Source organism: Indolivaga macrotermitis, from assembly GCF_900128985.1.
Classification (GTDB): Bacteria; Bacteroidota; Bacteroidia; order Bacteroidales; family Dysgonomonadaceae; genus Dysgonomonas_A; species Dysgonomonas_A macrotermitis.
Window position 1 is genome coordinate 33,232 of the sequence record NZ_FQUC01000020.1, and the last position, 21,904, is coordinate 55,135.

Here is a 21,904-nt window from a genome sequence, read left to right on the forward strand (position 1 = left end):
CTCGCGATGATTTGCTTTCCCAATGCAAAGATCAATCTAGGCCTGAATATTGTTTCGAAAAGAGATGACGGGTATCATAATCTCGAAACTGTTTTTTATCCGATAATGATAAAAGATGCTCTTGAAATAATTGAGACGCCTAATTTAGAAAAAGATATTTTTGTGGAATCCGGTATAAAAACAGGAACTACAGCTGAAAATAATCTGGTGATGAAGGCTCTGCACCTTATTCGCTCTCATTATTCAATACCTCCTGTTGAAGTACATTTGCTGAAACAAATTCCATTCGGAGCAGGTATAGGCGGAGGTTCTTCCGATGCCGCTTTCATGTTGAAACTGATCAACAGCAAATATTCGCTGGGTGCTTCATCCAATGAATTAGCAGGAATGGCTTCTCAGTTAGGAGCAGATTGTCCATTCTTTATATATAATAAACCCATGTTTGCCACCGGAATCGGGGAAAAGCTGGAAGAAGTAGAAGTTTCTTTCGAAAACTATTATTTGATTCTGGTAAAACCCGAAATATTTGTTTCAACAAAAGATGCTTTTGCTTCAATAGAGCCTAAACAGCCTGATATGTCATTAAAAGAGATAATCAAGCACCCTATTGAAAACTGGAAGAATCTGATGGTAAATGATTTCGAAAAAAGTATATTTCCAAAATACCCTATGATAGAGCACATTAAGCAGAAGCTTTATGCATTGGGAGCAGTATATGCATCCATGTCAGGAAGCGGATCTTCTGTTTATGGAATATTCAATAAGAAAACTGATCTGAAACACCATTTCGACGGATGTTTCGTTTGGGAACAGGAATAAAAGAAACCCTTTCTATAAAGATGAAGAGAAAGAGGGAGTTGTATTAAACTCCCTCTCTTTATTTCGTGATAACACCAAGTTCCGCTATCGTATATTTCGGTCCACGTTTCACCGCTTCAAGATTCATAATCTTTATATAACGGGCTTTCACCATACGAGCAAACATTACATTCTGCCTAGCCGGTTTTGTCCGCATATTAGGAAACGATGCATTATCTATAACCTTTGTCCATGTTCGCCCATCCAGACTCGTATACAAATTATATCTGAAAATATTACCGGCACTCTCTTCTCCGGATGGAGTATACGAAAAGCCTCTCAGGCTCAACTCCTCACCCAAGTCTACCGAAACGGTATGATTTTTATAAATATCAGCATAAGTAGTATTATCTCCATCTATTATTTTAGACATTTCTTCTGACGAAGGGGATACAACTGTCCATAAGGATGGAGCAATATCATATTTTTCAGAAATAACTTTACTCTTGCCTGTGCCCTTCTCTACCATGGCAATAGCCCTCACACGCCCTCCTTTAGGCAATGGAAAAGATTCTTTATATATCTGTGATTTCTCGTTAGGCTTGCTACCGTTAGTCGTATAATATATCAAAGGATCGGGAGTCTCACATTCTATGCTCACATTCCCATACTTATCCCTCGATATGCGGGGATCACTGATACTTTCTTTTGCAGCAAACAATGCCAATTTATTAAGTACCGGACTAGCCAGGGATTCCCTTATATGAACGCGCAGCTGCTTTGTACTAATCATATGGAACCGCAACATGCGTTTATACCCTATCGTAGTACCCGAGACCAAAGGCTTCCATTCATCTTCATCCATATATTCGACATCAAAGCGGGAAACTCTCTGCCCTAAAGGAATATACTCCTGCAATAATATTCTGTTAAACGTTTTCTCGCGGCGAAAAGTAATGTCTATAGTAGCGGCGGTTATAGTATCATCCGTAGCCCAGTAACTATCGTAATTGGCATCTAATAAATTCAACTCCGAAAAACGCTCCGAGTTACCTCTGACTTGCGAAGCTGTAATTTTTGCCCCTTGTATTAAGTCTTCTTCAAATAACTGGTCAAGGCTTTTTCTGAACTCCATCAAACGGATCGAATCGTTCCGTGAAATACGTCCTGTCCTATCCGGAGGCACATTCAACAAAAGATTTGAATTACGTCCGATAGATGTATAATATATATTCATTAATTGATTTAACGACTTCAACTTATCATCTGTCGACGGACTATAAAACCATCCCGGACGAATAGATACATTTGCTTCTGAGGGAATCCATACCTCTCCGTTAATATTTCCTCTGCTTAAAGTATCAGCCGGAGGAGCATCTGCATCCCCCCATCCAAATCCGGAAGTATTCAGTTTAGACCAATTTGTGTCACCGGCTATTCCATCCACATTTCCGACCCAACGTGCACCCGGCCCTATATCACTTGTTATAATAGCCGCTGGTTGATTACGATTCACTACTTTCAGGAAAAGATTCCAATCGTATAGCTGCAATTTACCCTTAGGCCCCTCGCCATTAGCACCGTTAATCCACTGTTCAAAAACAGTACCGTAATTGCTAAGCACTTCTGTTAAAGTTCCGGCGAAAACCTGATTGTATTCGGCAGTTCCGTATGCCGGATGATTTCTGTCCCAAGCAGATAAGTAGATTCCGAATTTCAAATCATATTCGCGGCATGCCTCAGCCAATTCCCGCAAAACATCACCTTTACCGTTCTTCCATAAAGACTCCCGGACTGTATGTTTGCTAAAATTACTTGGCCACAGACAAAAACCATCGTGATGCTTTGCTGTTATAATAATTCCTTTCATTCCGGCAGCTTTAGCAGTAGCAGCCCACTGCCGACAATCGATACTGACAGGATTAAATACCGACGGGTTCTCCTTACCTGTACCCCATTCCTGATCAGTGAATGTATTGGGCCCAAAATGAATAAGCATATAATACTCCATTTTTTGCCATGCCAATTGTTCTACTGTAGGAACAGGCCCATAAGGACGGGGAGGAACATCTGAAATATTACCACATCCAAGCATCCCTCCTGCAATAAAGAGAGATAATATCAGAGTTCGTAATATTGACAGGTATTTCATTCAACCAAAAGGAATATAAGGTTACAAAAGAATAATCTTTCTCCGGATAACAAGTAGTTTACCAGATCAGATCATTCTCGGATACAATAACATCCATCTTAACATCATGTCCGGCAACCGGTATCTGGTCTAACAATTGAAAATCAAAACAGACTCCTACTTTTGGAGCCCTAATCTGACTAAGGAAACGATCGTAATATCCCTTTCCCCTTCCCAAGCGATTACCTTTCCGATCAAAAGCTATCCCGGGAACTATTACCATATCTACTTTTCTATAATCTGTAAAGTCTTCTCCCTGTGGCTCGAACACTCCTATTTTACTTTTCGTATAAATAGTATCTTTTATAACTTTTCTGAATACCAGATTGTCATTCACGACAGCAGGATAATAAAAATCCTTCTCCTCTATCCATTTTTCTATGAAAGCCCCTGTAGCAACCTCATCTGGCATCGAATTATATATAAAAACAGTAGAGGCATCCCTAAAAGAACCGGTTATCTCTAATACCGAAAAAACCTCCTCCGACATACGGAGGAGATCTTTCTGTTGATATTCTTGTTTCTTAGAAGCTATTTCTTGTCTCAATTTATCCTTTACAGGATCAATTCCTTTTTTCAATCTTTCTATAATTTATATGGACAATGAAAATACTGCATCGCCACTATTATTTCTTGTATCCTCCCGACCTTATCATACCCGGCTGAGCCTTACCCGCCTGCATCAGTTCTATTGCCTTCTTAAGAACTATATCGTCTTTCAGTATAATGGAGTAAAAGCCTTCGTCACCAAAGATATTACGTACAATATTGGCTTTTAACTGGATCATCAATAAACTACGTGATTCGCTTACCAAATAAGGTCTGTTACGAATTCCTTTATTTTCTGCCAGACTCACCAGATTCTGCACCAATGGTTGATACGACAGATAAGCATCCAGCTCTTCCCATGTTTTAAATGATTCTAAACGCTGGCGATTCTTATCAGTATACAAGAATGCACTTTCGTATATCAAACCGTTATTGGCTACCGAAATATAATATGAATTTACACCAATAGTATCGCGAGGTATAAATATATCGGGCATAATACCTCCGTTTCCATAAACCGGACGACCCGCCACTGTATGGAATAAAGGCTCGCCTGCCTGCTTGATACTATCTTGTGAATCAAATTCACCACGCAGATACCTGTTCATTAAATCCTGATTGTAGTCAGACGACTTACCCAATTCATAAGGCTTCTGAACACAACGTCCCGAAGGTGTATGATAACGGGCTATAGTTAAACGAAGTGCCGATCCATCTTTAAATACCTGTTGATTTTGTACCAATCCTTTTCCGAACGAACGGCGACCGATGATCAGTCCTCTGTCATTGTCCTGTATCGCTCCGGCAAATACTTCACTCGCCGAAGCACTACCTTCGTCGATAAGTACTACCAGTTGATCTGTCTTGGTTGTTCCTGAACCATCAGCCAAAGCATCTTCCCGGGGATATGCACGTCCTTCGGTATAGACGATCAACTGTCCTTTACCCAGAAACTCATTCACCATTTGTATGGCAGCAGCTAACGATCCTCCCGTATTCTGACGAAGATCCACTATGAAAGAATTGGTTCCCTGACTTTTCAATTTAGATATGGCAGTTATAAACTCTTTCACAGTTGTATTACCAAACTTGTTCACCTTGATAAGTCCTATTTTAGGAACCGGCTGATAAGCTATATCTACTGTATTGACAGGTATATCTCCACGAGTGACAGTTATATTCACAAGCTCGGATTTACCAAAACGCTTAATTCCTAATTTCACGTCTGACCCTTTCGGACCACGAAGGCTTCGCATTACCTTTTCATTGGTCATTTCTTTACCGGCAAACAAGCTATCGTTTACATTAACGATGCGGTCGCCTGGAAGAATTCCGGCAGCTTGCGATGGGCCTCCCTGTATTACGGTTACAACAGTTATAGTATCATTTCTCAAGACAAACTGTACCCCTATACCACTGAAATGACCTTCGAGCTCGTCTCCGACCAATTCCATGTCTTTAGCCGAAAAATAAGTCGAGTGAGGATCTAGTTCGGCGATCAAACCAGGTAAAGCCTTTTCAATTAACTCCTGAGTGTTTACACTGTCAACATATGCTTCATTGACATATTGCAGGATAGCGTCTATTTTGCTTCCTCCACGGAACAGGCTTTTAGTAGACTGAAATGCCGCAAATCTACTTCCGATAAATATACCAAGCACTATCCCTAATGCAATCCACAATGGTAACCAAACGAAATATCTCTTTTTATTAGAATATGATCTCATTGAAATCAATTATTAATTATATAGTATGTCTGTTTTATTCATTTACCTCTAATGTAATAAATACGGTCTCGATCCCCGCCCTTTCGAGCAAATCGCAACCATCCATATTATGATAACGATCACAATAAACAACCCTTCTGATACCCGCCTGAATAATAAGTTTTGCACACTCAATACAAGGCGATGTTGTAGCATACATGGTAGCTCCCATACTACTGTTGTGAGAGCAAGCGACCTTAGTTATCGCATTAGCCTCAGCATGAAGTACGTAAGGTTTTGTTAAGTTATTTTCGTCTTCACAAATATTTTCGAAGCCTACAGGCGTTCCGTTATACCCATCAGAAATGATCATTTTATCTTTAATGATCAGAGCGCCTACTTTACGCCTTTTACAATATGAATTTTCAGCCCAAATCATCGCCATGCGAAGATACCTCATATCAAGTAAACGCTGCTTCTCTGTCTCCATTTATAATCAATCGTTTGTCTATTTTGGTATAAGATACAAAAATAAGCAATAAAACTTTACTTCTGCTATATATCAGGCAGATGTTATTCTCAAAAATACAAAAGAGTTTCGGAATACCGAAACCCTTTTGCTATAAGTCTTCTCGAATCTTACACAGAGTATTCACTGAACCCACTCGTAACAACCTATATCAGGTCCATCGTCACTTCTACGCGAAACACCTCGTATATCCTCCGGTAATCCGGCAGAATATACTCTGGATGCAAAATTTATAGCCGGAGACTGACTCGTCAGTTCATAATTGAAATAATATACTTTATCCGGGTTATCAGCTGCAGTTTCAGACGAATATATGAATTTGAACACAGGATCCATATTCCATATTGTATTTACAAAATCAACATCGTCTGTCCCTTTCACTTTCAACAAACAATTTACAAAAAGATGCTCAAATGCAACATTCTCTTTTTGCTCGAATGTCAAGTTATTATCAGCTAAACTACCCGATATGATCGTATTAGCTACCAAACATTTCCCTAAAGGCGCAGTTATCGAGTTGCCATACATATCGGTTCCCGAATTCCCTATTACCATTGCCGGTTGCCTCAGCGAAATGAATGCACCATACATATAATTAGCTACTGTACAATGTATAAACTCATAACTTCCGCCTAACAACTTAACAGCATTGGTCGCCGAATTAGCAAATAATGAATTTTTAGCCGATATTTTCGCATTAACAGCCCATAAACCTTCTTTCGTTGTATTCTGCACTATTGTATTGAATAAAGTAGCTTTCTGCCTGATAGTATCTGAAGGATAAAAGACAATCCCATATATACCATTCCGGATACGCACATTCTCAAATACATTATCATAACTATCCGAAGCTATATGAACACCTCCCCATTGACCGGGAACCCTGTCATAGGGTAATACAGGTGATTCAATCATATTATCGGTACGGTCGCCTCTGAATACTATCGGTTCGGTGACTGTGCCACGGGCATCTAGGGTACCCTGTACAGACAATCTGGCATTATTATGAAAATACAATATTGCATTCTTATCGATTGTTAGTTTTACACCTTTTTCTACACGCAGCGAATCATAAATCAGATAAGGCTTATCCGAAGAAAGAGTAGTGTTTTCTGTTATTTTATGAGCTTTCCAGAAAACAACGTCCTGCCCTATTGCTTCGAGCCTTACATATTGAGTGACCCCGTTAAACCTCATACGAATAGAATCAGCTATCAACAGAGGGCTATTCTGATTTAAAGGATCAACGGTAACTTCTACAAATACATAAATGCTGTCCTTACCTAAAATGTCGACATTACTTATATTATCTCCACTTACTCCATCAACATTTATTCTGAATCCTGTTTTTGCAGCATTCATCAGTTCAATATTGTCTATAGTAACCGCTTTTTTATCCTTATTATAGATTTTCAATCTTTTTGTAGCTGTTCCAAATCCTGTAAAAACAGTATCGAAACGAACTGTATCCGATGAAAAACTAAGACGGATATTACTATCGCTCGTAAACTTATCATCATTATCACAGGCAAAAAGCATCGATAAGGAAACAACAAGTATCAATATATAGGAAGCTGCCTTCATCTAATCTCTGAGTTACTTTAATTTGTTAATCAAGACTGCAAACACCATCGGCAGAACAAGCTCTGCCTTTGTGGCGGTCGCCTTTCTCTGACGATACACCATTAGCTTTCCAATCCTGATAAGCTTTATCCAGAACAGCCAGATATTCTTCATCTGCTAACGAGCCCTGAATCACATCTTTATTATTGAACAAGTAAAATGGTACATATTCAAGGTCTAAATCATCTTCGCTATGACGTATATCTTTCTCTATTTCAGACAGGAATTCGTCTCCATCTAACAAAGCTTCGATTTCATTTTCAGGAAGACCTACTTCTTTTCCTAAACGAAGCAGAGTTTCGCGGTCGCTTATATCTTCCCCATCAGTGAAATATGCCCTGAAAAGTACTTCTTCCGTCTGATCAGCCAGCTTATATCTCTTAGCAAGTTTCACCAATCGCAAAGCATCTGATGTATTCGCCGCAATCAACCTGTCATAATTATATTCCAGACCTACGCTTTTAGCTAAACTAATTACATCTTTCAAATCATCTTTTGCATCGTCTTCCGTATAACCATGCAACTTGGCAAAATAACTGTAGTAAGACTGCTTTTCTGCTTTTTTAGGTAAAGCCGGATTTAGTTCATAGCTATGCCACTCGATCTCTATTTCATCAGCATGAGGGAATTTACCCAATGCATTTTCCAATTTACGCTTTCCGACGTAACAATATGGACAGGCAATGTCCGACCATATTTCTATTTTCATTTTTTCCATAACCTAAATTTTAATGTTAAGGACTCAAGTCTATTTATTGTTTTTAACAGCTATAACAGCAATAAGTTGCCATAACTCCAAAACACGCCATCAAACACTTACTGTCTCTTAATAATTCAAGACAGCAACTTATTTCTTTGCAGGAATACTTTTCAGTACATCCAGCAAGAATGGCCACCATTTAGCTACCGAAGGTATATTTACCTGTTCGGCCGGCGAATGGGCATCAGTAATAGTGGGACCACACGAAACCATATCCAAATGAGGATATTTTTCGAGGAACAACCCGCACTCTAATCCCGCATGAATAGCTTTGACTTCAGGCTCTACATTATATAATTTCTTATATGATTGTTTCGAAACCTCTAATATTGAAGAATTTGGATTAGGCTTCCATCCGGGATAACCTTCGCCATGCACCACTGTTGCTCCTCCTAAAGTAAATACTGCATTCACCATATTAGCTGCATAGTTTTTAAGAGATTCTGTCGAACTGCGTTGACTGGTACCGATGACAATGGTGTTATTTTCTTTCATTTTTACCGAAGCCAAATTAGTAGAAGCTTCTACTAATCCGGGAATATCCTGACTCATAGCCAATACTCCATGAGGGCATGCACAAACAGCATTAATAAGCCCGTAAGTAGTTTTGTCATCGAATACAAATTCGGGTTGGTCTGTACTGGCAATCTCTATTCTTACATTCGGGTCTACAACTTTCAATTCATCCTCAATCTGAGCAATAAATACATTCAGCATAGCAACTACTTCATCTTTATCCCTCACAGGTATACCAACTATGGCAGATGCTTCACGGGCAATTGCATTATGGAGGTTTCCACCATCAATGGCAGCCAGATAAATATGTATTTTGCGGGATAATGTCCACAAAAAACGATTTAATATCTTGTTTGCATTACCCAACCCTTTATGAATCTCACTACCCGAGTGCCCTCCATTCAAGCCTTTCACTTCGAGCTTGAACCAGAACTGGTTTACAGGTACTTCTTCTTGTTTATAAGTAAATGTAGCTAATGTACCTTTACCTCCTGCACAGCCGATATAAAGTTCCCCCTCTTCTTCTGTATCCAGATTAATCAGAATATCACCTGTCAGAAAGTCTTTACCAAGAGCATAAGCACCGGTTAATCCTGTTTCTTCATCCACAGTAAATAAACACTCCAGTTTTCCATGCTCTATATTGTCAGATGCCAGAATAGCCAACGAAGCTGCAACACCAAGCCCATTATCTGCACCAAGTGTAGTTCCTTTCGCTTTCAACCAGTCTCCGTCTACATATGTCTCAATAGGGTCTTTATCGAAATCGTGTTCAGTTCCATTATTTTTCTCACAAACCATGTCAACATGTCCCTGAAGAATAACTGTTGGCAGGTTTTCATACCCTTTTGTGGCAGGTTTAGTTATCAATACGTTTCCCGCATCATCCTTTTTAACTTCGAGATTATGTTTTTTTGCAAAATCGAGTAAATAAGCGATTATCTTTCCTTCTTTCTTTGAAGGCCTGGGCACCTGAGTTATTTCATAGAAATATTTCCATACAATAGATGGTTCCAACTCTTTTATAGTCATAGTTTGTATATTAATTTATTATATTAAATACTAAAGTAAAAAAGCATAATATATAACCGGCACCGAACCAACCGATGCCGCATTATTATCACACCTTAGATACATATAACAAAAACCGAGTCTTAATATTGAAGCCGGTTCCTATATATAAAGGTAGGTAAATAAAGGCTGTGGACAAATTTTTTCACATCTTTTATAAAAAGCCAAGATAGCAAATCAAGTATAACGACTATCTTTGTTCACCAAACTAACTTTTAGTTGCTAAAACAGCTAATTTTAGGAAAAAATTTATTTATTCGTCGATTAAATGGTGAAATCTTAAAAATAGATTCTATTTTTGTCTGAGAAATAAATTTTTATAGCAAAGTTATTTTAGTCATCAATATTATTTTTATGAAAAATCTTTCCTATGCGATAAATGGAGTCTTAGCTGTGGCTATCATTATCCTTTTTATCCTTTTCTTTACTTCGAAAAAAGATACTACAGACACACCTTCGCTGAAATTCGAAAATGATTCGACAGTGTCATTACCTATTGCTTATGTCAATATAGACAGCGTCTTGACCCATTATAACTATGCAAAGGAAGCCAGCGATGCATTGATGAAGAAAACCGAATCGTCAAGAGCATCCATCTCTCAAAAGCAAAAACAGGTAGCAAACGAGCAACAAGAGTTCAATAGAAAATTACAGAATAATGCATTTTTGAGCCAGGAAAGAGCCGAACAAGAATACGGCCGCATACAAAAACTTACAGCTGACCTTGAACAAATGGCATCTCGTCTCGATAATGAACTGACTATGGAACAAATGAAAGTTAACAACCAGTTAGCTGACTCTGTAAGAACATGTATCAAAGAATTCAATAAAACTGCCAACTACCATATTATTTTCAGTAATTCGGGTCTGGATAACATCCTTTATGCTAAAGACTCATATGATATTACGAATAAAGTAGTTGAATTATTAAATAAAAGACATGCAGCTGCTCCTAAGAATTAATTGAGTAGTCTTATAAAATATAAAAGAGTAATCTGTATATAGATTACTCTTTTTTTATGTCCAAATATCATTCCCTCAAACGATCGGTAATTCTATCCGGAATGTGGTACCTACACTTATTTCAGAATTCCTCACGTATATTTTGCCATTATGATATTCATTAATAATCCGTTTAGCTAAAGATAATCCTAACCCCCACCCTCTGGTCTTAGTGGTATACCCCGGCGAAAATACCTGTTTGAACATCGACTTGGACATCCCTTTTCCTGTATCTGTAATATCCAGATAAGCGATGTTACCCTTCGATGTCACTGTTATATATATCGTACCTTGTCCTTCCATAGCATCCACAGCATTCTTTATCAGATTCTCGATAACCCAACTAAACAAAGCTGTGCTAATCATAACATGTAAAGGCTTTTCAGGTAAATCAAATTCGAATAATACTTTCTTCGATATGCGTGTTTGCAGATAACCGACAGATGTACGTATCTCTTTGCAGAGCTCTTTGTTTTCGGGTGCAGGCTTCGAGCCTATTTTCGAAAAGCGATCGGCAACCACCTGTAACCGGGATACATCTTTTTCCATTTCCTGTAGAGCCGATATATCCGTAGCCTGACTCTTCAAGTATTCAACCCAAGCCAGCATTGATGATATAGGGGTTCCTAACTGATGAGCAGTTTCCTTTGAGAGACCAACCCATACTTTATTCTGCTCGGCGTTCTTTGTACTCAGTAATGCCAGAAATGATACACAAATAAACACCGTCAGAACTCCGATCTGTACAAATGGAAAATACTGTAATCTCTTTAACACAGAAGAATCTCCATAGTAAACAATTTGCTTAAAGTTAGGATTCTGAATAACTATAGGAGAATTGCTTTTCCTAAACGAATCAATCTTCTTTTTCAGGAAATGAACACTGTCGTTATCCGGAATATCGATATTGGCTGTCATCAGCACTGTATTGTGTTCATCGCATAACACTACAGGAATAGTCTTATTTCCGGATAATATAGTCAGAGTCAAATCCAATTCTGTATTATCCTCGCCTGTTGCTACTAACTGTACAGCTTTTGCCCAAAGCTCTATTTTCTGGCGTTCTTCTTTCGCCATATCATTATACATCCGGTTAGACATAACCAGAAAACTTACGGCCAAAATAACCGCAACCGCAATAAAGATATATTTGGCAAGAACAGTTTTATCTATTATTCTCATAAGCTGTTATTAGAACCCTTATCTATATATTTTAGTTCTATTATTCAATTTATATCTACCTAGCCAAGCCTAGCGAGGATATAAATTTAATCCTTTTTAAAGGAAAATATATCGAAAAGGTTTAGAAAAACCTAAAACATTACAAAAGTATCACATTACTGTTAAAAAACAATTAATCAGATCTTTTTGCTTGTTTATATCTCCGGAATAGCCTAATTTTACAATGTGTTTTTCATGGTATTAGATTTTAAGGTTAACAATGAAGATTGGTTGTCGTGACGACAACCTTTTCTTTTTTATACCCTATTATATTTCACTTCTGATACTGCAATAATCAAGCACCTCCGACCTTTATAAAAAAACATAAACATATATATAGTCCGAAAACTTTTTAAATATACAATTGTTAAAAAGTGAAATACCTACATCAATCACAGGTTAATTATAAACTTTTATACTCTGTTTTATAGATATAAAACCAGCCAAATTATGCAAAAAGAGACCATAGCTACCAGCCAAAGCTGGCATTCGCTCGAAGTAAAAGAGATTCTGAATACATTGAATACTAATGCTGTAAAAGGCCTGTCAGAAAACATAGCAAGTGAACGGCTCGAGCAGTACGGAGAAAATGTTCTTCCCGAAAAGAAACAAGAAAGTAAATTAGTCCGCTTCTTCAAACACTTCAATGACATACTGATTTATATATTGCTTATAGCCGCTGTTGTTACAGCCCTCTTAGGGCACTGGGTCGACACCATAGTTATACTCATTGTTGCTATAGTAAACGCATCCATCGGATATTTTCAGGAAAACAAGGCAGAAAAAGCTCTGGAAGATATCAAGAAAATGCTATCCCATACAGCCCAAATCGTAAGGGACGGAAAAAGACTCGAAATAGGAGCTTCACATCTTGCTATTGGAGACCTTGTTCTGCTTCATCCCGGAGATAAGATTCCGGCTGACTTAAGACTCATAAAAGCCGATAACCTGAGAATAGAAGAATCTGCCCTCACCGGAGAGTCGGTGCCTTCGCAGAAAGGCATTAACGAAATTCCGGCGGAGACCCCTCTCGGAGACAGAAGCAATATGGCTTTTTCGACAACCACTGTCAGTGCAGGAACCGGATTAGGTATAGTTGTCGCTACAGGTCAAAATACCGAAATAGGAAAAATAAACCGGATGATGTCGGAAGTAAAGCAAATAACAACGCCTCTACTGCGCCAAACTACGGCTTTCGGGAAGAGTGTATCCATTGTTATTATTCTTATTGCCATACTGGTTTTTGCTTTCGGATATTTTTTCCGGAATTACAACACCGGAGAACTCCTTATGTCCGTTATCGGGCTGGCTATAGCCGCCATCCCCGAAGGTCTGCCCGCCATATTATCAATCATACTTGCGATAGGGGTACAAAATATGGCAAACCGAAAAGCCATTGTACGAACATTACCATCTGTAGAAACACTCGGGTCTGTAGCAGTGATCTGTTCGGACAAAACAGGTACTCTTACCAAGAATGAAATGACGGTTAAAGGCCTTGTTACCAGCGATGCTCTCTTCTCTGTAACAGGTACCGGCTACTCGCCTTCCGGAGATATAATGAAAACTGACCGGAAAGCTGATTTTTCATCAGAACCTGTACTCGACCAACTTATCGGCTGCTTCTACATCTGTAACGAAGCCTCACTAGGAAAAGATGACGATAATAACTGGTATATAAAAGGTGATCCCACTGAAGGAGCGCTTATTACCCTATATGAAAAAGCACCGGTAGATCATCATGAAACAGACAGGCTAACAACTATCCCGTTTGATTCTGAATATAAGTATATGGCTACATTAGTAGAAGCCGACAATAATAACATTATATACATAAAAGGAGCACCGGACCGCCTTTTGGATATGGCGAATAGAGAATTGACTCTGGACGGAGAAAAACCATTCGAGCAGGAGAAGTGGGAAAATAAAATAACAGAACTTGCCGGAAAAGGTCAACGTGTAATCGGGGGAGCCTATAAAATTGTCAGTAAAGATAAAAGAGACCTGCATCACGAAGACCTTCATGAAGGTATCACATTTCTGGGACTAGCCGGAATCATCGATCCACCGAGAGAAGAGGCGATAGAAGCAATAAAACAATGTGCTCAGGCAGGTATAACAGTGAAGATGATAACCGGAGACCATATAGAAACGGCCAAATCAATCGGGTTAGAAATGGGAATCGGCGACGGGATTAATGCTTTAGAAGGCAAGTCCATAGAGCAAATGACTGACGAAGAGTTAGAAACTGCTGCTGTAGAATACGATATATTTGCCCGTACCAGCCCCGAACATAAACTCCGTTTAGTAAAGGCTCTGCAAGCCCGCAATATAATATGCGCGATGACTGGCGATGGTGTAAATGATGCTCCTGCATTGAAAAAAGCAGATGTCGGAATTGCAATGGGAATAAAAGGTACAGAAGTAACCAAAGATGCTGCTGAAATGGTATTGGCCGACGATAACTTTTCGACAATAGCCGCCGCCGTAGAAGAAGGAAGAAGGGTGTACGATAACCTTAAGAAAACAATCTTATTTATCCTTCCCACAAACGGAGCCGAAAGCTTTTTGATTATCGCCAGTATCTTATTCGGAACATTGATGCCACTTACCCCTATCCAGATACTTTGGGTTAATATGGTTACTTCGGTCACTATATCTTTAGCTCTGGCTTTCGAGAAGCTCGAACCGGAGACTATGAAACAGCCACCACGTTCTCCGGAAACACCTCTGTTAGACGGCTATTTTATCTGGCGGATTCTATTCGTATCTATTCTTATCGGAGGTGGTACATTACTGCTAAACTTATGGCTCTTAGGCAACGGAGTAAACGAAGAAATCGTAAGAACCATAACAATACAAACTATTGTTATCACTCAGATGTTCCATCTTTTTAATAGCCGGAGTATACGTAAATCCGCTTTCAGCAATGACTTCTTCGGAAACAAGGCAGTTTTTGTAGTTTCGGGACTCTTGATACTACTGCAACTTTCGCTTACGTACATCCCATTTATGAATCATATATTCGGTACCGTACAATTACCTCTGCATTTCTGGATTTATCCATTTGTATTCGGATTTGCTATATTCATAATTGTAGAAATTGAGAAGTTTATCATGAGAAGAATCGATGCTATAACAAACAAATAAGCAACGCTAAAAGTTAATATACTCAGGTTCATTTTAGAACACAATTAGAGCTATAAGAATTCTTATAGCTCTAATTGTATTCTGTTAATTCTCACTTCACTGAGTCAATCTGATCTTTACATAAAAGAAATAGTTATTGGGAAGATAATTCGAATTTTTGTTCATAATAAAAAAACATTCCCTATATTTGCCCCATCAAACAACCCTTTACCAATAAGGAATGACCGATATTTTCACACATAAAAGCATTAACAATCTTCTAAATTTTAACAGTTTAGATTTGTCTTTGTGTGCTGAAATATTAGAGAGAGAGAGAGAGAGAGAGAGAGAGAGAGAGAGACGCATCACAGGGCGTTAACTAAACAAAAAGTTTTATTGTGTCAAAATAACGGGGCATTTTTTTATGTCTCCGTTCACTTTGTCGTATATATCCAATTCCTAATAAGTTGGCAGGGCAGGCTGTGTCCGGTAGGATCATTGTTGTTTTGTTGTCGTTCGAATACTATTTCGGATAACAGGTTATGCTTTGGCCAACTAATTCATGCAGCAGGGTGCAGTGTGTGCACTTTGCTGCTTTATTTTCGAGATTTGTCGGATAGTCTTTTAAACGCAAAGGCGCAAAGATACAAAGGGGGAAAACACTTCCTCTGTAAAAACCACATAAAAAAACAATCACTCTACATAAAAACAACAAATGGGTATCCAACCCTAAAAACAACAACTCAATTAAATGACAATGAAAAAAAAGATTCTTTTACTGATGGGAGTATTCTCATTGGGAATAACCAATGCACAGGTAGGAATAAACACGCAAAACCCTTTGGGCGTATTCCATATAGATCCAAAAGGGGATACTAATGCAAGTGGTACTAGTGGGTATACGGATGATGTAATAGTAACTACCGATGGCGACGTTGGAATAGGAACGATAACTCCTACAGCCAAGTTTCATATCAAAACATTAGGAACCCCAACCTCTCCTATTCCCGGGTTTCAACTTGAAGATGGAAATCAAGGTCTAAACAAAGCATTGACAAGTATCGATGATTCGGGTCTTGCCACGTGGTCTACAATTGTAGAAAAAAGTGCCCAAACCGGGAAAACCCTAATTTCGGCTAATAATAAATTATTATCTGAATTACAAGGTCAATATTTTTTAATTGGAGGCGGATATATTTCATTACCTCCGGGACGTTGGGTTGTAATGCTCACATTTTACATGAGAACTACAAATAGTAACAAAGGACGGTATTCAATCAACGTAACCCTTACCGAAAAAAATTTGGGAAATGATTACCCGATGACCGATTCTGATATATCAACCGATATCGAAGAATATTTAACTGCACGTACATCCTTCTTCTCTCATTATGGTGCATCCGGTATATTATCGGGATCTATTATTGTTAATAACACATCAAATGCAACCAAAACATACTATGGTATGCTTGGAGATGTTTCTCTGATCCCAACTGCAGCAGGTAATAACAGACTTTACTTTGCCCAAATGACCGAGGATGTCATGTCTGCATTCCTTATACCAAACGATAACTAAGAATCAATAATTATATGAAATTTGCATTAACAATCATAACATTTCTCCTAAATGTTGCACTATACGGGCAAGTAGGAATCAATACAAAAAATCCTGTTAGTGGTACATTATACATAGATTCCAGAGGGGATAACACAGCAGGAACAACAGATGATGTATTTATTAACACCAATGGTGATGTTTCAATCGGACATATATCACCCATTACCAGATTAGACATCAAATCGTCTTTGGGTCAAGAGGCTTTTCGTGTCGATGACGGCTCTGAAGAGTCCGGATCTTCCGGCGAAGATAAAATGCTATTATCTGACCAGAATGGTGTAGCTCGTTGGGATACTTATCCCGGAACAATCCCTCTGATATACGGACAACTGAATGGAGGATTACGTGATTTGCCATTTTCTTATTTAACGACTATGACATCTTCACCTCCAACCTTTATTTATGCCAACGGATGGATAACTTTACCTAAAGGTCGATGGTTAGTAGCTATAACAATGAAATTATCAGTAAACAGTATATCGCCGGACGGAGATAAAAGAGCTTGGATAAGAGCAGGTTTCATCTCCGATAAACCACAATATACAGATGGCACAATCGAAACCATAAACTATTCGACTGGCTCTGTTGTATCAGGTTCGTATGTATCCGGATTCGGACACTCAGCATCTTATGGCATAATGGAAGGATATAGCATTATTTTAAATACTGAAGACAAAGATATTACTTATTACTTCGGATTAAGACCTGTATCGAATATCAATCTGGAAACATCCGATATACTCACAAAGTTTGCTTATCCATCAACCGACTCTCACGAGAATCAAATTATAGCTATAAAAATGGCTGATAACTAATTAAGATACATTACTCAAATATAAAACTACAACTCTGTTCTTTATGAATAAATACATTATTAATTTAACCATACTTTTTATCTGGTGGTATACAATAAATATATGCCCGTTATTTGCTCAAATAGGTATTAATACAGAAACTATTTCATCGGGTCTGATAATGCAAATAGATCCTCTAGGCAATAGCAGCAGTTCTTCCGGCAACCGGTATGATGATGACATCGTTATATCAGATAACGGAAATGTAGGTATCGGAACCATCTCCCCTCAGTACAAACTACATATCAAGAAAAAGAGCAGTGATAGCCCGGAACCTCTTATTAAGATAACAGACGGAAGTGAAAAGAAAGACAGGATTTTCATGTACTCTAACGGAAAGACTTTATGGAAAGACCTTATACCCGGAGTTGCTAAATTCGGAACTTTTAGCTCTAATGGAGTAAGTATCCCTGTTAATACAAGCAACTTTATAAACACAGGTACTTATATTTCACTCGACAAAGGTATCTGGCTCTTAAATATATCTTTAGTGGTAGATGGAAGCAGTATTACAATTCCTTCTATCGATTATAATGCCCGGCTGTGGCTTCATATCACTATTACCGATAACAATATAGCCGGAAGTATATCTACAGCATCTTCTGATATCTTTCTGGATACAGCTGCCGGTTATCGGCATTCCGATTGGGGTAATCTCGTATTTCCTTATCTTACAAGTACCATTAACGCTAAAATAGTTATAAATAATACCTCTGATAATTCCAAAAATTATTATCTGGCAGTAGGAAATATAACTCAGGCTGTAGGGACTTCAATGTCCGGATATATCGATTCTGTAGGAAAATTTGACACCGGATGTAGTTTATATGCTCTCAAAGTAAAAATTGATTAGCCATAAATTGTCCGGATATATCTCTATACGAAAAAACCGATGGGATTCCCATCGGTTTTATTATCTCAAATAAAAGAACTCTTATTCGATAGTAAGAATAGTAACACCTTCGAGAACTGAATCACCTGGATTCACTCCTATCGAAGTTACTGTTCCGTCTTTAGGAGCATTGATAGAATTTTCCATCTTCATAGCTTCCAATACGGCTACAGTTTGTCCTTTCTTTACAGCATCACCCACATTTACATTGATACCGACAACAATACCGGGAAGTGGCGATTTTATAGCACCGGCACTACTACCTCCACCGGCAGGCTTGTTAGGAGTCGACGCAACAACTGTTTTCTTAGGAGCAGCGGCCGCAGTTGGTTTAGCAACCGGATTCGCTGTAAATGTTACTTCCTCCTCGTTGTTGACTAATTCTACCTCATAATTGCTTCCGTTTACAGCAACCTGAGCAATAGAATTTTCTAATTTGTTTACGGCTACGATATAGTCCTGACCGTTAATTCTATATATGAATTGTTTCATGATAAAATTTCTCTAATTTTTATTTTCTTGTTGGCATTTGAAGCATCATTGCACTTCTGTCAACCCAGGGAAGATTAGCTTTAGACTCATGCTTAATGGTAAGAACATTACTTTCAACATCGTGTTGATGCTGAAAATCATATATCGCCATAGCAATAGCCGCTAAAACCTCTGTGGGTATATTTTTATCACTCATAATTTCAAGCTATTTAATACTTATTACTCTCAATCAGATCTAATTACAGAGGTAAGTTATCGTGCTTTTTAGCAGGATTTACCTGATTTTTAGTTCTTAATTGTTCCAAAGCACGGATCACGCGGAAACGTGTATTACGAGGTTCAATTACATCATCGATATAACCATAACGAGCTGCATTGTAAGGATTACAGAATAGTTTGTTATACTCTTCTTTCTTAGCGGCAGCAGCTTCTGCTTGCTTAACCGGATCCGGATCAGCAGCAATTTCTTTTGCATACAATACTTCTACAGCACCATCAGCACCCATCACAGCGATTTCGGCAGTTGGCCATGCATAGTTGATATCTCCGCGAAGTTGTTTACAGCTCATCACAATATGAGAACCTCCGTAAGATTTACGTAAAGTTACAGTTACTTTAGGCACAGTAGCTTCACCGTAAGCATAAAGAAGTTTTGCTCCATGAACGATTACGCCACCGTACTCCTGACCTGTTCCGGGAAGGAATCCTGGTACGTCTACCAATGTTACCAAAGGAATATTGAATGCATCACAGAAACGTACGAAACGTGCTGCCTTACGAGAGGCATTGATATCTAATACCCCAGCCATATATTTAGGTTGGTTAGCTACGATACCTACCGATTGTCCGTTGAAACGAGCGAAACCGATAATTATATTTTTAGCATAAGCCGAGTGTACCTCAAGGAATTCACCATTATCAATAACAGCACCGATTACTTCATACATATCATATGCTTTATTCGGATTGTCAGGAATGATTTCATTCAACAGGTCGTCCATTCTTGCGATTGGGTCAGTACATTCCACGCGAGGAGCTTCTTCTTTATTGTTAGAAGGCAAGAAACTCATCAGGTTACGGATCAAAGCAAGACCATCGTCTTCATTTTCAACAGAAAAATGAGCAACTCCCGACTTTGTGGTATGTACACTTGCACCACCTAATTCTTCCTGAGTAACATCTTCACCTGTTACAGTTTTCACAACCTTTGGTCCTGTAAGGAACATGTATGAAGTTCCTTCAGTCATGATATTGAAGTCGGTCAATGCAGGTGAATATACAGCACCACCGGCACATGGCCCGAAGATTCCTGAAATTTGAGGAATTACTCCTGATGAAAGAATATTACGTTGGAAGATCTCAGCATAACCGGCAAGAGCATTTACACCTTCCTGAATACGAGCACCACCCGAGTCGTTGATACCGATACAAGGTGCACCAACTTTCATTGCCATATCCATTACTTTACAGATTTTCATTGCCAATGTTTCAGACAGCGAACCTCCGATTACAGTAAAGTCCTGTGCAAAGATATAAACAAGGCGTCCGCCTATTGTTCCGCATCCGGTTACTACCCCGTCACCAAGGAATTTAGTTTTCTCCATTCCGAAGTTTGTACAACGGTGTTCAACGAACATATCGAATTCTTCGAAACTACCTTCATCTAATAAGATAGCAATACGTTCGCGAGCAGTGTATTTTCCTTTTGCATGTTGACCATCGATTCTTTTCTGACCACCTCCAAGGCGTGCCTTTTCACGAAGTTCAATAAGCTCTTTTACTTTTTCAAGTTGGCTCATGTTTTTATTTTTTGATTCTTAAATTTATTTTATCTTTTTGTTTAATCCTAAATCGTATAATATGCCAAAGAAGTTTTACCAACCATATAGTAAAACTTCTTTGATATGCTTATATTACTTATTTGGATGTTCGCAGAGTTCGGTAAGTACACTGCATGTTGATTTCGGATGAAGGAAAGCAATATTAAGCCCTTCTGCTCCCGGACGGGGTGCTTTGTCGATCAATTGGACTCCTTTGCTTTCTGCTTCTGCTAATGAAGCAGCTACGCTGTCAACTGAAAAAGCAATGTGATGTATACCTTCACCTTTTTTCTCGATAAACTTAGCAATAGTGCTATCGGGGCTGGTCGGCTCAAGAAGTTCGATCTTAGTTTGTCCTACTTTGAAAAATGCAGTTTTCACTTTCTGATCTTCTACCACTTCAATGTTATAACATTTCAGGCCTAACACGCCTTCATAATATGGAAGGCTTTCTTCAATGCTTTTTACAGCAATGCCAAGATGTTCGATGTGCGAAATATTCATGTCTTTCTATAAAAAAGTTAGTAAATTTTATTGTTTACAAAATTACTAATTTAATTATAATGAGAAAGAATAATTACGGATAAAAAGAGGTTCTGTTTATCTCCAATTGGTATTATCGATAAGTATGGCTATACTTTTACCTTACATATTGATTATTTCTCTGTTAATTTTTTTTGTACTCACATATTATATATTGTAATAATACAAGGCTCGGTGTTGGTCACCGTATAATATCCATCTGCCGGGTTTGTTACCGTACTATAAACCCTAAATCCCATTACCAGAGCAAATCTTATATACAAGTAATCCGTAGGATAACAATATCCTGCATACAAGGCTGTAGGAAAAGCCATATATTCGCCTCCCCCATTAGGTTGTTACCATATAATGCATTATCCCAAGCTGCTAAAATCTAGATATTTATCGATATTTTACGTGTAAAAATATCGGTCATTCTACTCGAAAAAGCTTATCTGATGTGCCAAATATAGGGATTGTTTTGATTATTCAAAAGAAAGTCTATTTCTTCAAAAACAGAATCAATATTTAATAAAAGAAATAGTTATGTTAAAAATGGCATTTCAGTAAACTAAAAGCAATCAGTGATGTTTAAAAGATATATTAATCTC

General features: G+C 38.3%; 18 protein-coding genes. 6 read left to right on the top strand and 12 right to left on the bottom strand.

The genetic code is table 11. The features are described from left to right. Nucleotides 1–6: 6 nt before the first annotated feature. Nucleotides 7–819 (top strand): 4-(cytidine 5'-diphospho)-2-C-methyl-D-erythritol kinase, encoded by an 813-nt coding sequence (gene ispE, locus BUC12_RS18095; RefSeq protein ID WP_062184468.1) that lies wholly within the window; start codon nt 7–9, stop codon nt 817–819. 58 nt (nt 820–877) lie between these two features. Here ispE and BUC12_RS18100 read toward each other — a convergent pair whose 3' ends face one another. From BUC12_RS18100 to BUC12_RS18130, 7 genes are all read right to left on the bottom strand, one after another. Beyond that, on the bottom strand, nt 878–2,950 hold the full coding sequence (locus BUC12_RS18100; protein ID WP_062184471.1) for an alpha-L-fucosidase: 2,073 nt from the start codon (nt 2,948–2,950) through the stop codon (nt 878–880). A 58-nt stretch (nt 2,951–3,008) separates the two neighbouring features. Further along, on the bottom strand, nt 3,009–3,569 hold the full coding sequence (locus BUC12_RS18105; protein ID WP_236689417.1) for a 5-formyltetrahydrofolate cyclo-ligase: 561 nt from the start codon (nt 3,567–3,569) through the stop codon (nt 3,009–3,011). A gap of 46 nt (nt 3,570–3,615) precedes the next feature. Then, nucleotides 3,616–5,265, bottom strand: a complete 1,650-nt coding sequence (locus BUC12_RS18110) for a S41 family peptidase (protein WP_062184474.1) — start codon at nt 5,263–5,265, stop codon at nt 3,616–3,618. Nucleotides 5,266–5,299: 34 nt separating this feature from the next. After that, a complete protein-coding gene (locus tag BUC12_RS18115; protein WP_062184477.1) occupies nt 5,300–5,734 on the bottom strand; it encodes a dCMP deaminase family protein in 435 nt (144 codons plus the stop codon). A 162-nt stretch (nt 5,735–5,896) separates the two neighbouring features. Then, entirely contained in the window at nt 5,897–7,357 is a 1,461-nt protein-coding gene (locus BUC12_RS18120) for a choice-of-anchor Q domain-containing protein (protein ID WP_062184480.1), read from the bottom strand. Between the two features lie 25 nt (nt 7,358–7,382). Then, nucleotides 7,383–8,114, bottom strand: a complete 732-nt coding sequence (locus BUC12_RS18125; protein WP_062184483.1) for a DsbA family oxidoreductase — start codon at nt 8,112–8,114, stop codon at nt 7,383–7,385. Nucleotides 8,115–8,243: 129 nt separating this feature from the next. Then, nucleotides 8,244–9,704, bottom strand: a complete 1,461-nt coding sequence (locus BUC12_RS18130) for an aminoacyl-histidine dipeptidase (RefSeq protein ID WP_062184486.1) — start codon at nt 9,702–9,704, stop codon at nt 8,244–8,246. Between the two features lie 393 nt (nt 9,705–10,097). On the opposite strand from BUC12_RS18130, the gene BUC12_RS18135 reads away from it, so the two are divergent. Beyond that, nucleotides 10,098–10,706 (top strand): OmpH/Skp family outer membrane protein, encoded by a 609-nt coding sequence (locus BUC12_RS18135; RefSeq protein ID WP_062184489.1) that lies wholly within the window; start codon nt 10,098–10,100, stop codon nt 10,704–10,706. Nucleotides 10,707–10,781: 75 nt separating this feature from the next. Here BUC12_RS18135 and BUC12_RS18140 read toward each other — a convergent pair whose 3' ends face one another. Then, the gene (locus tag BUC12_RS18140) at nt 10,782–11,927 is read right to left on the bottom strand and encodes a sensor histidine kinase (RefSeq protein ID WP_062184492.1); all 1,146 of its coding nucleotides are present in this window, start codon (nt 11,925–11,927) and stop codon (nt 10,782–10,784) included. 489 nt (nt 11,928–12,416) lie between these two features. Here BUC12_RS18140 and BUC12_RS18145 point away from each other — a divergent pair, with 489 nt between their 5' ends. The 4 genes from BUC12_RS18145 to BUC12_RS18160 all read left to right on the top strand — a co-directional run bounded on the left by BUC12_RS18145 (nt 12,417) and on the right by BUC12_RS18160 (nt 18,420). Then, nucleotides 12,417–15,116: a cation-transporting P-type ATPase gene (locus BUC12_RS18145; RefSeq protein ID WP_062184496.1), complete on the top strand. Its 2,700-nt coding sequence runs from the start codon at nt 12,417–12,419 to the stop codon at nt 15,114–15,116. Between the two features lie 736 nt (nt 15,117–15,852). Next, entirely contained in the window at nt 15,853–16,671 is an 819-nt protein-coding gene (locus BUC12_RS18150; RefSeq protein WP_139262116.1) for a hypothetical protein, read from the top strand. A gap of 14 nt (nt 16,672–16,685) precedes the next feature. Further along, nucleotides 16,686–17,528: a hypothetical protein gene (locus BUC12_RS18155; protein WP_062185003.1), complete on the top strand. Its 843-nt coding sequence runs from the start codon at nt 16,686–16,688 to the stop codon at nt 17,526–17,528. A gap of 43 nt (nt 17,529–17,571) precedes the next feature. After that, entirely contained in the window at nt 17,572–18,420 is an 849-nt protein-coding gene (locus BUC12_RS18160) for a hypothetical protein (protein WP_062185007.1), read from the top strand. An 81-nt stretch (nt 18,421–18,501) separates the two neighbouring features. On the opposite strand, the gene BUC12_RS18165 is transcribed toward BUC12_RS18160, so the two are convergent. From BUC12_RS18165 to mce, 4 genes are all read right to left on the bottom strand, one after another. Continuing rightward, on the bottom strand, nt 18,502–18,951 hold the full coding sequence (locus BUC12_RS18165) for a biotin/lipoyl-containing protein (protein ID WP_062185011.1): 450 nt from the start codon (nt 18,949–18,951) through the stop codon (nt 18,502–18,504). Between the two features lie 19 nt (nt 18,952–18,970). Then, nucleotides 18,971–19,147, bottom strand: a complete 177-nt coding sequence (locus BUC12_RS20150; protein WP_175552649.1) for a hypothetical protein — start codon at nt 19,145–19,147, stop codon at nt 18,971–18,973. A 43-nt stretch (nt 19,148–19,190) separates the two neighbouring features. After that, a complete protein-coding gene (locus BUC12_RS18170; RefSeq protein ID WP_062185015.1) occupies nt 19,191–20,750 on the bottom strand; it encodes an acyl-CoA carboxylase subunit beta in 1,560 nt (519 codons plus the stop codon). A 114-nt stretch (nt 20,751–20,864) separates the two neighbouring features. After that, on the bottom strand, nt 20,865–21,275 hold the full coding sequence (gene mce, locus BUC12_RS18175; protein WP_062185018.1) for a methylmalonyl-CoA epimerase: 411 nt from the start codon (nt 21,273–21,275) through the stop codon (nt 20,865–20,867). Nucleotides 21,276–21,904 lie beyond the last annotated feature (629 nt).

What these genes read in the sequence shown, in the direction of transcription:
- BUC12_RS18170 (WP_062185015.1), bottom strand. Translation starts at nt 20,750, where the DNA reads ATGAGCCAACTTGAAAAAGTAAAAGAGCTTATTGAACTTCGTGAAAAG.
- BUC12_RS18160 (WP_062185007.1), top strand. Translation starts at nt 17,572, where the DNA reads ATGAATAAATACATTATTAATTTAACCATACTTTTTATCTGGTGGTAT.
- ispE (WP_062184468.1), top strand. Translation starts at nt 7, where the DNA reads ATGATTTGCTTTCCCAATGCAAAGATCAATCTAGGCCTGAATATTGTT.
- BUC12_RS18140 (WP_062184492.1), bottom strand. Translation starts at nt 11,927, where the DNA reads ATGAGAATAATAGATAAAACTGTTCTTGCCAAATATATCTTTATTGCG.
- BUC12_RS20150 (WP_175552649.1), bottom strand. Translation starts at nt 19,147, where the DNA reads ATGAGTGATAAAAATATACCCACAGAGGTTTTAGCGGCTATTGCTATG.
- mce (WP_062185018.1), bottom strand. Translation starts at nt 21,275, where the DNA reads ATGAATATTTCGCACATCGAACATCTTGGCATTGCTGTAAAAAGCATT.
- BUC12_RS18155 (WP_062185003.1), top strand. Translation starts at nt 16,686, where the DNA reads ATGAAATTTGCATTAACAATCATAACATTTCTCCTAAATGTTGCACTA.
- BUC12_RS18135 (WP_062184489.1), top strand. Translation starts at nt 10,098, where the DNA reads ATGAAAAATCTTTCCTATGCGATAAATGGAGTCTTAGCTGTGGCTATC.
- BUC12_RS18120 (WP_062184480.1), bottom strand. Translation starts at nt 7,357, where the DNA reads ATGAAGGCAGCTTCCTATATATTGATACTTGTTGTTTCCTTATCGATG.
- BUC12_RS18100 (WP_062184471.1), bottom strand. Translation starts at nt 2,950, where the DNA reads ATGAAATACCTGTCAATATTACGAACTCTGATATTATCTCTCTTTATT.
- BUC12_RS18130 (WP_062184486.1), bottom strand. Translation starts at nt 9,704, where the DNA reads ATGACTATAAAAGAGTTGGAACCATCTATTGTATGGAAATATTTCTAT.
- BUC12_RS18145 (WP_062184496.1), top strand. Translation starts at nt 12,417, where the DNA reads ATGCAAAAAGAGACCATAGCTACCAGCCAAAGCTGGCATTCGCTCGAA.
- BUC12_RS18115 (WP_062184477.1), bottom strand. Translation starts at nt 5,734, where the DNA reads ATGGAGACAGAGAAGCAGCGTTTACTTGATATGAGGTATCTTCGCATG.
- BUC12_RS18125 (WP_062184483.1), bottom strand. Translation starts at nt 8,114, where the DNA reads ATGGAAAAAATGAAAATAGAAATATGGTCGGACATTGCCTGTCCATAT.
- BUC12_RS18165 (WP_062185011.1), bottom strand. Translation starts at nt 18,951, where the DNA reads ATGAAACAATTCATATATAGAATTAACGGTCAGGACTATATCGTAGCC.
- BUC12_RS18110 (WP_062184474.1), bottom strand. Translation starts at nt 5,265, where the DNA reads ATGAGATCATATTCTAATAAAAAGAGATATTTCGTTTGGTTACCATTG.
- BUC12_RS18150 (WP_139262116.1), top strand. Translation starts at nt 15,853, where the DNA reads ATGAAAAAAAAGATTCTTTTACTGATGGGAGTATTCTCATTGGGAATA.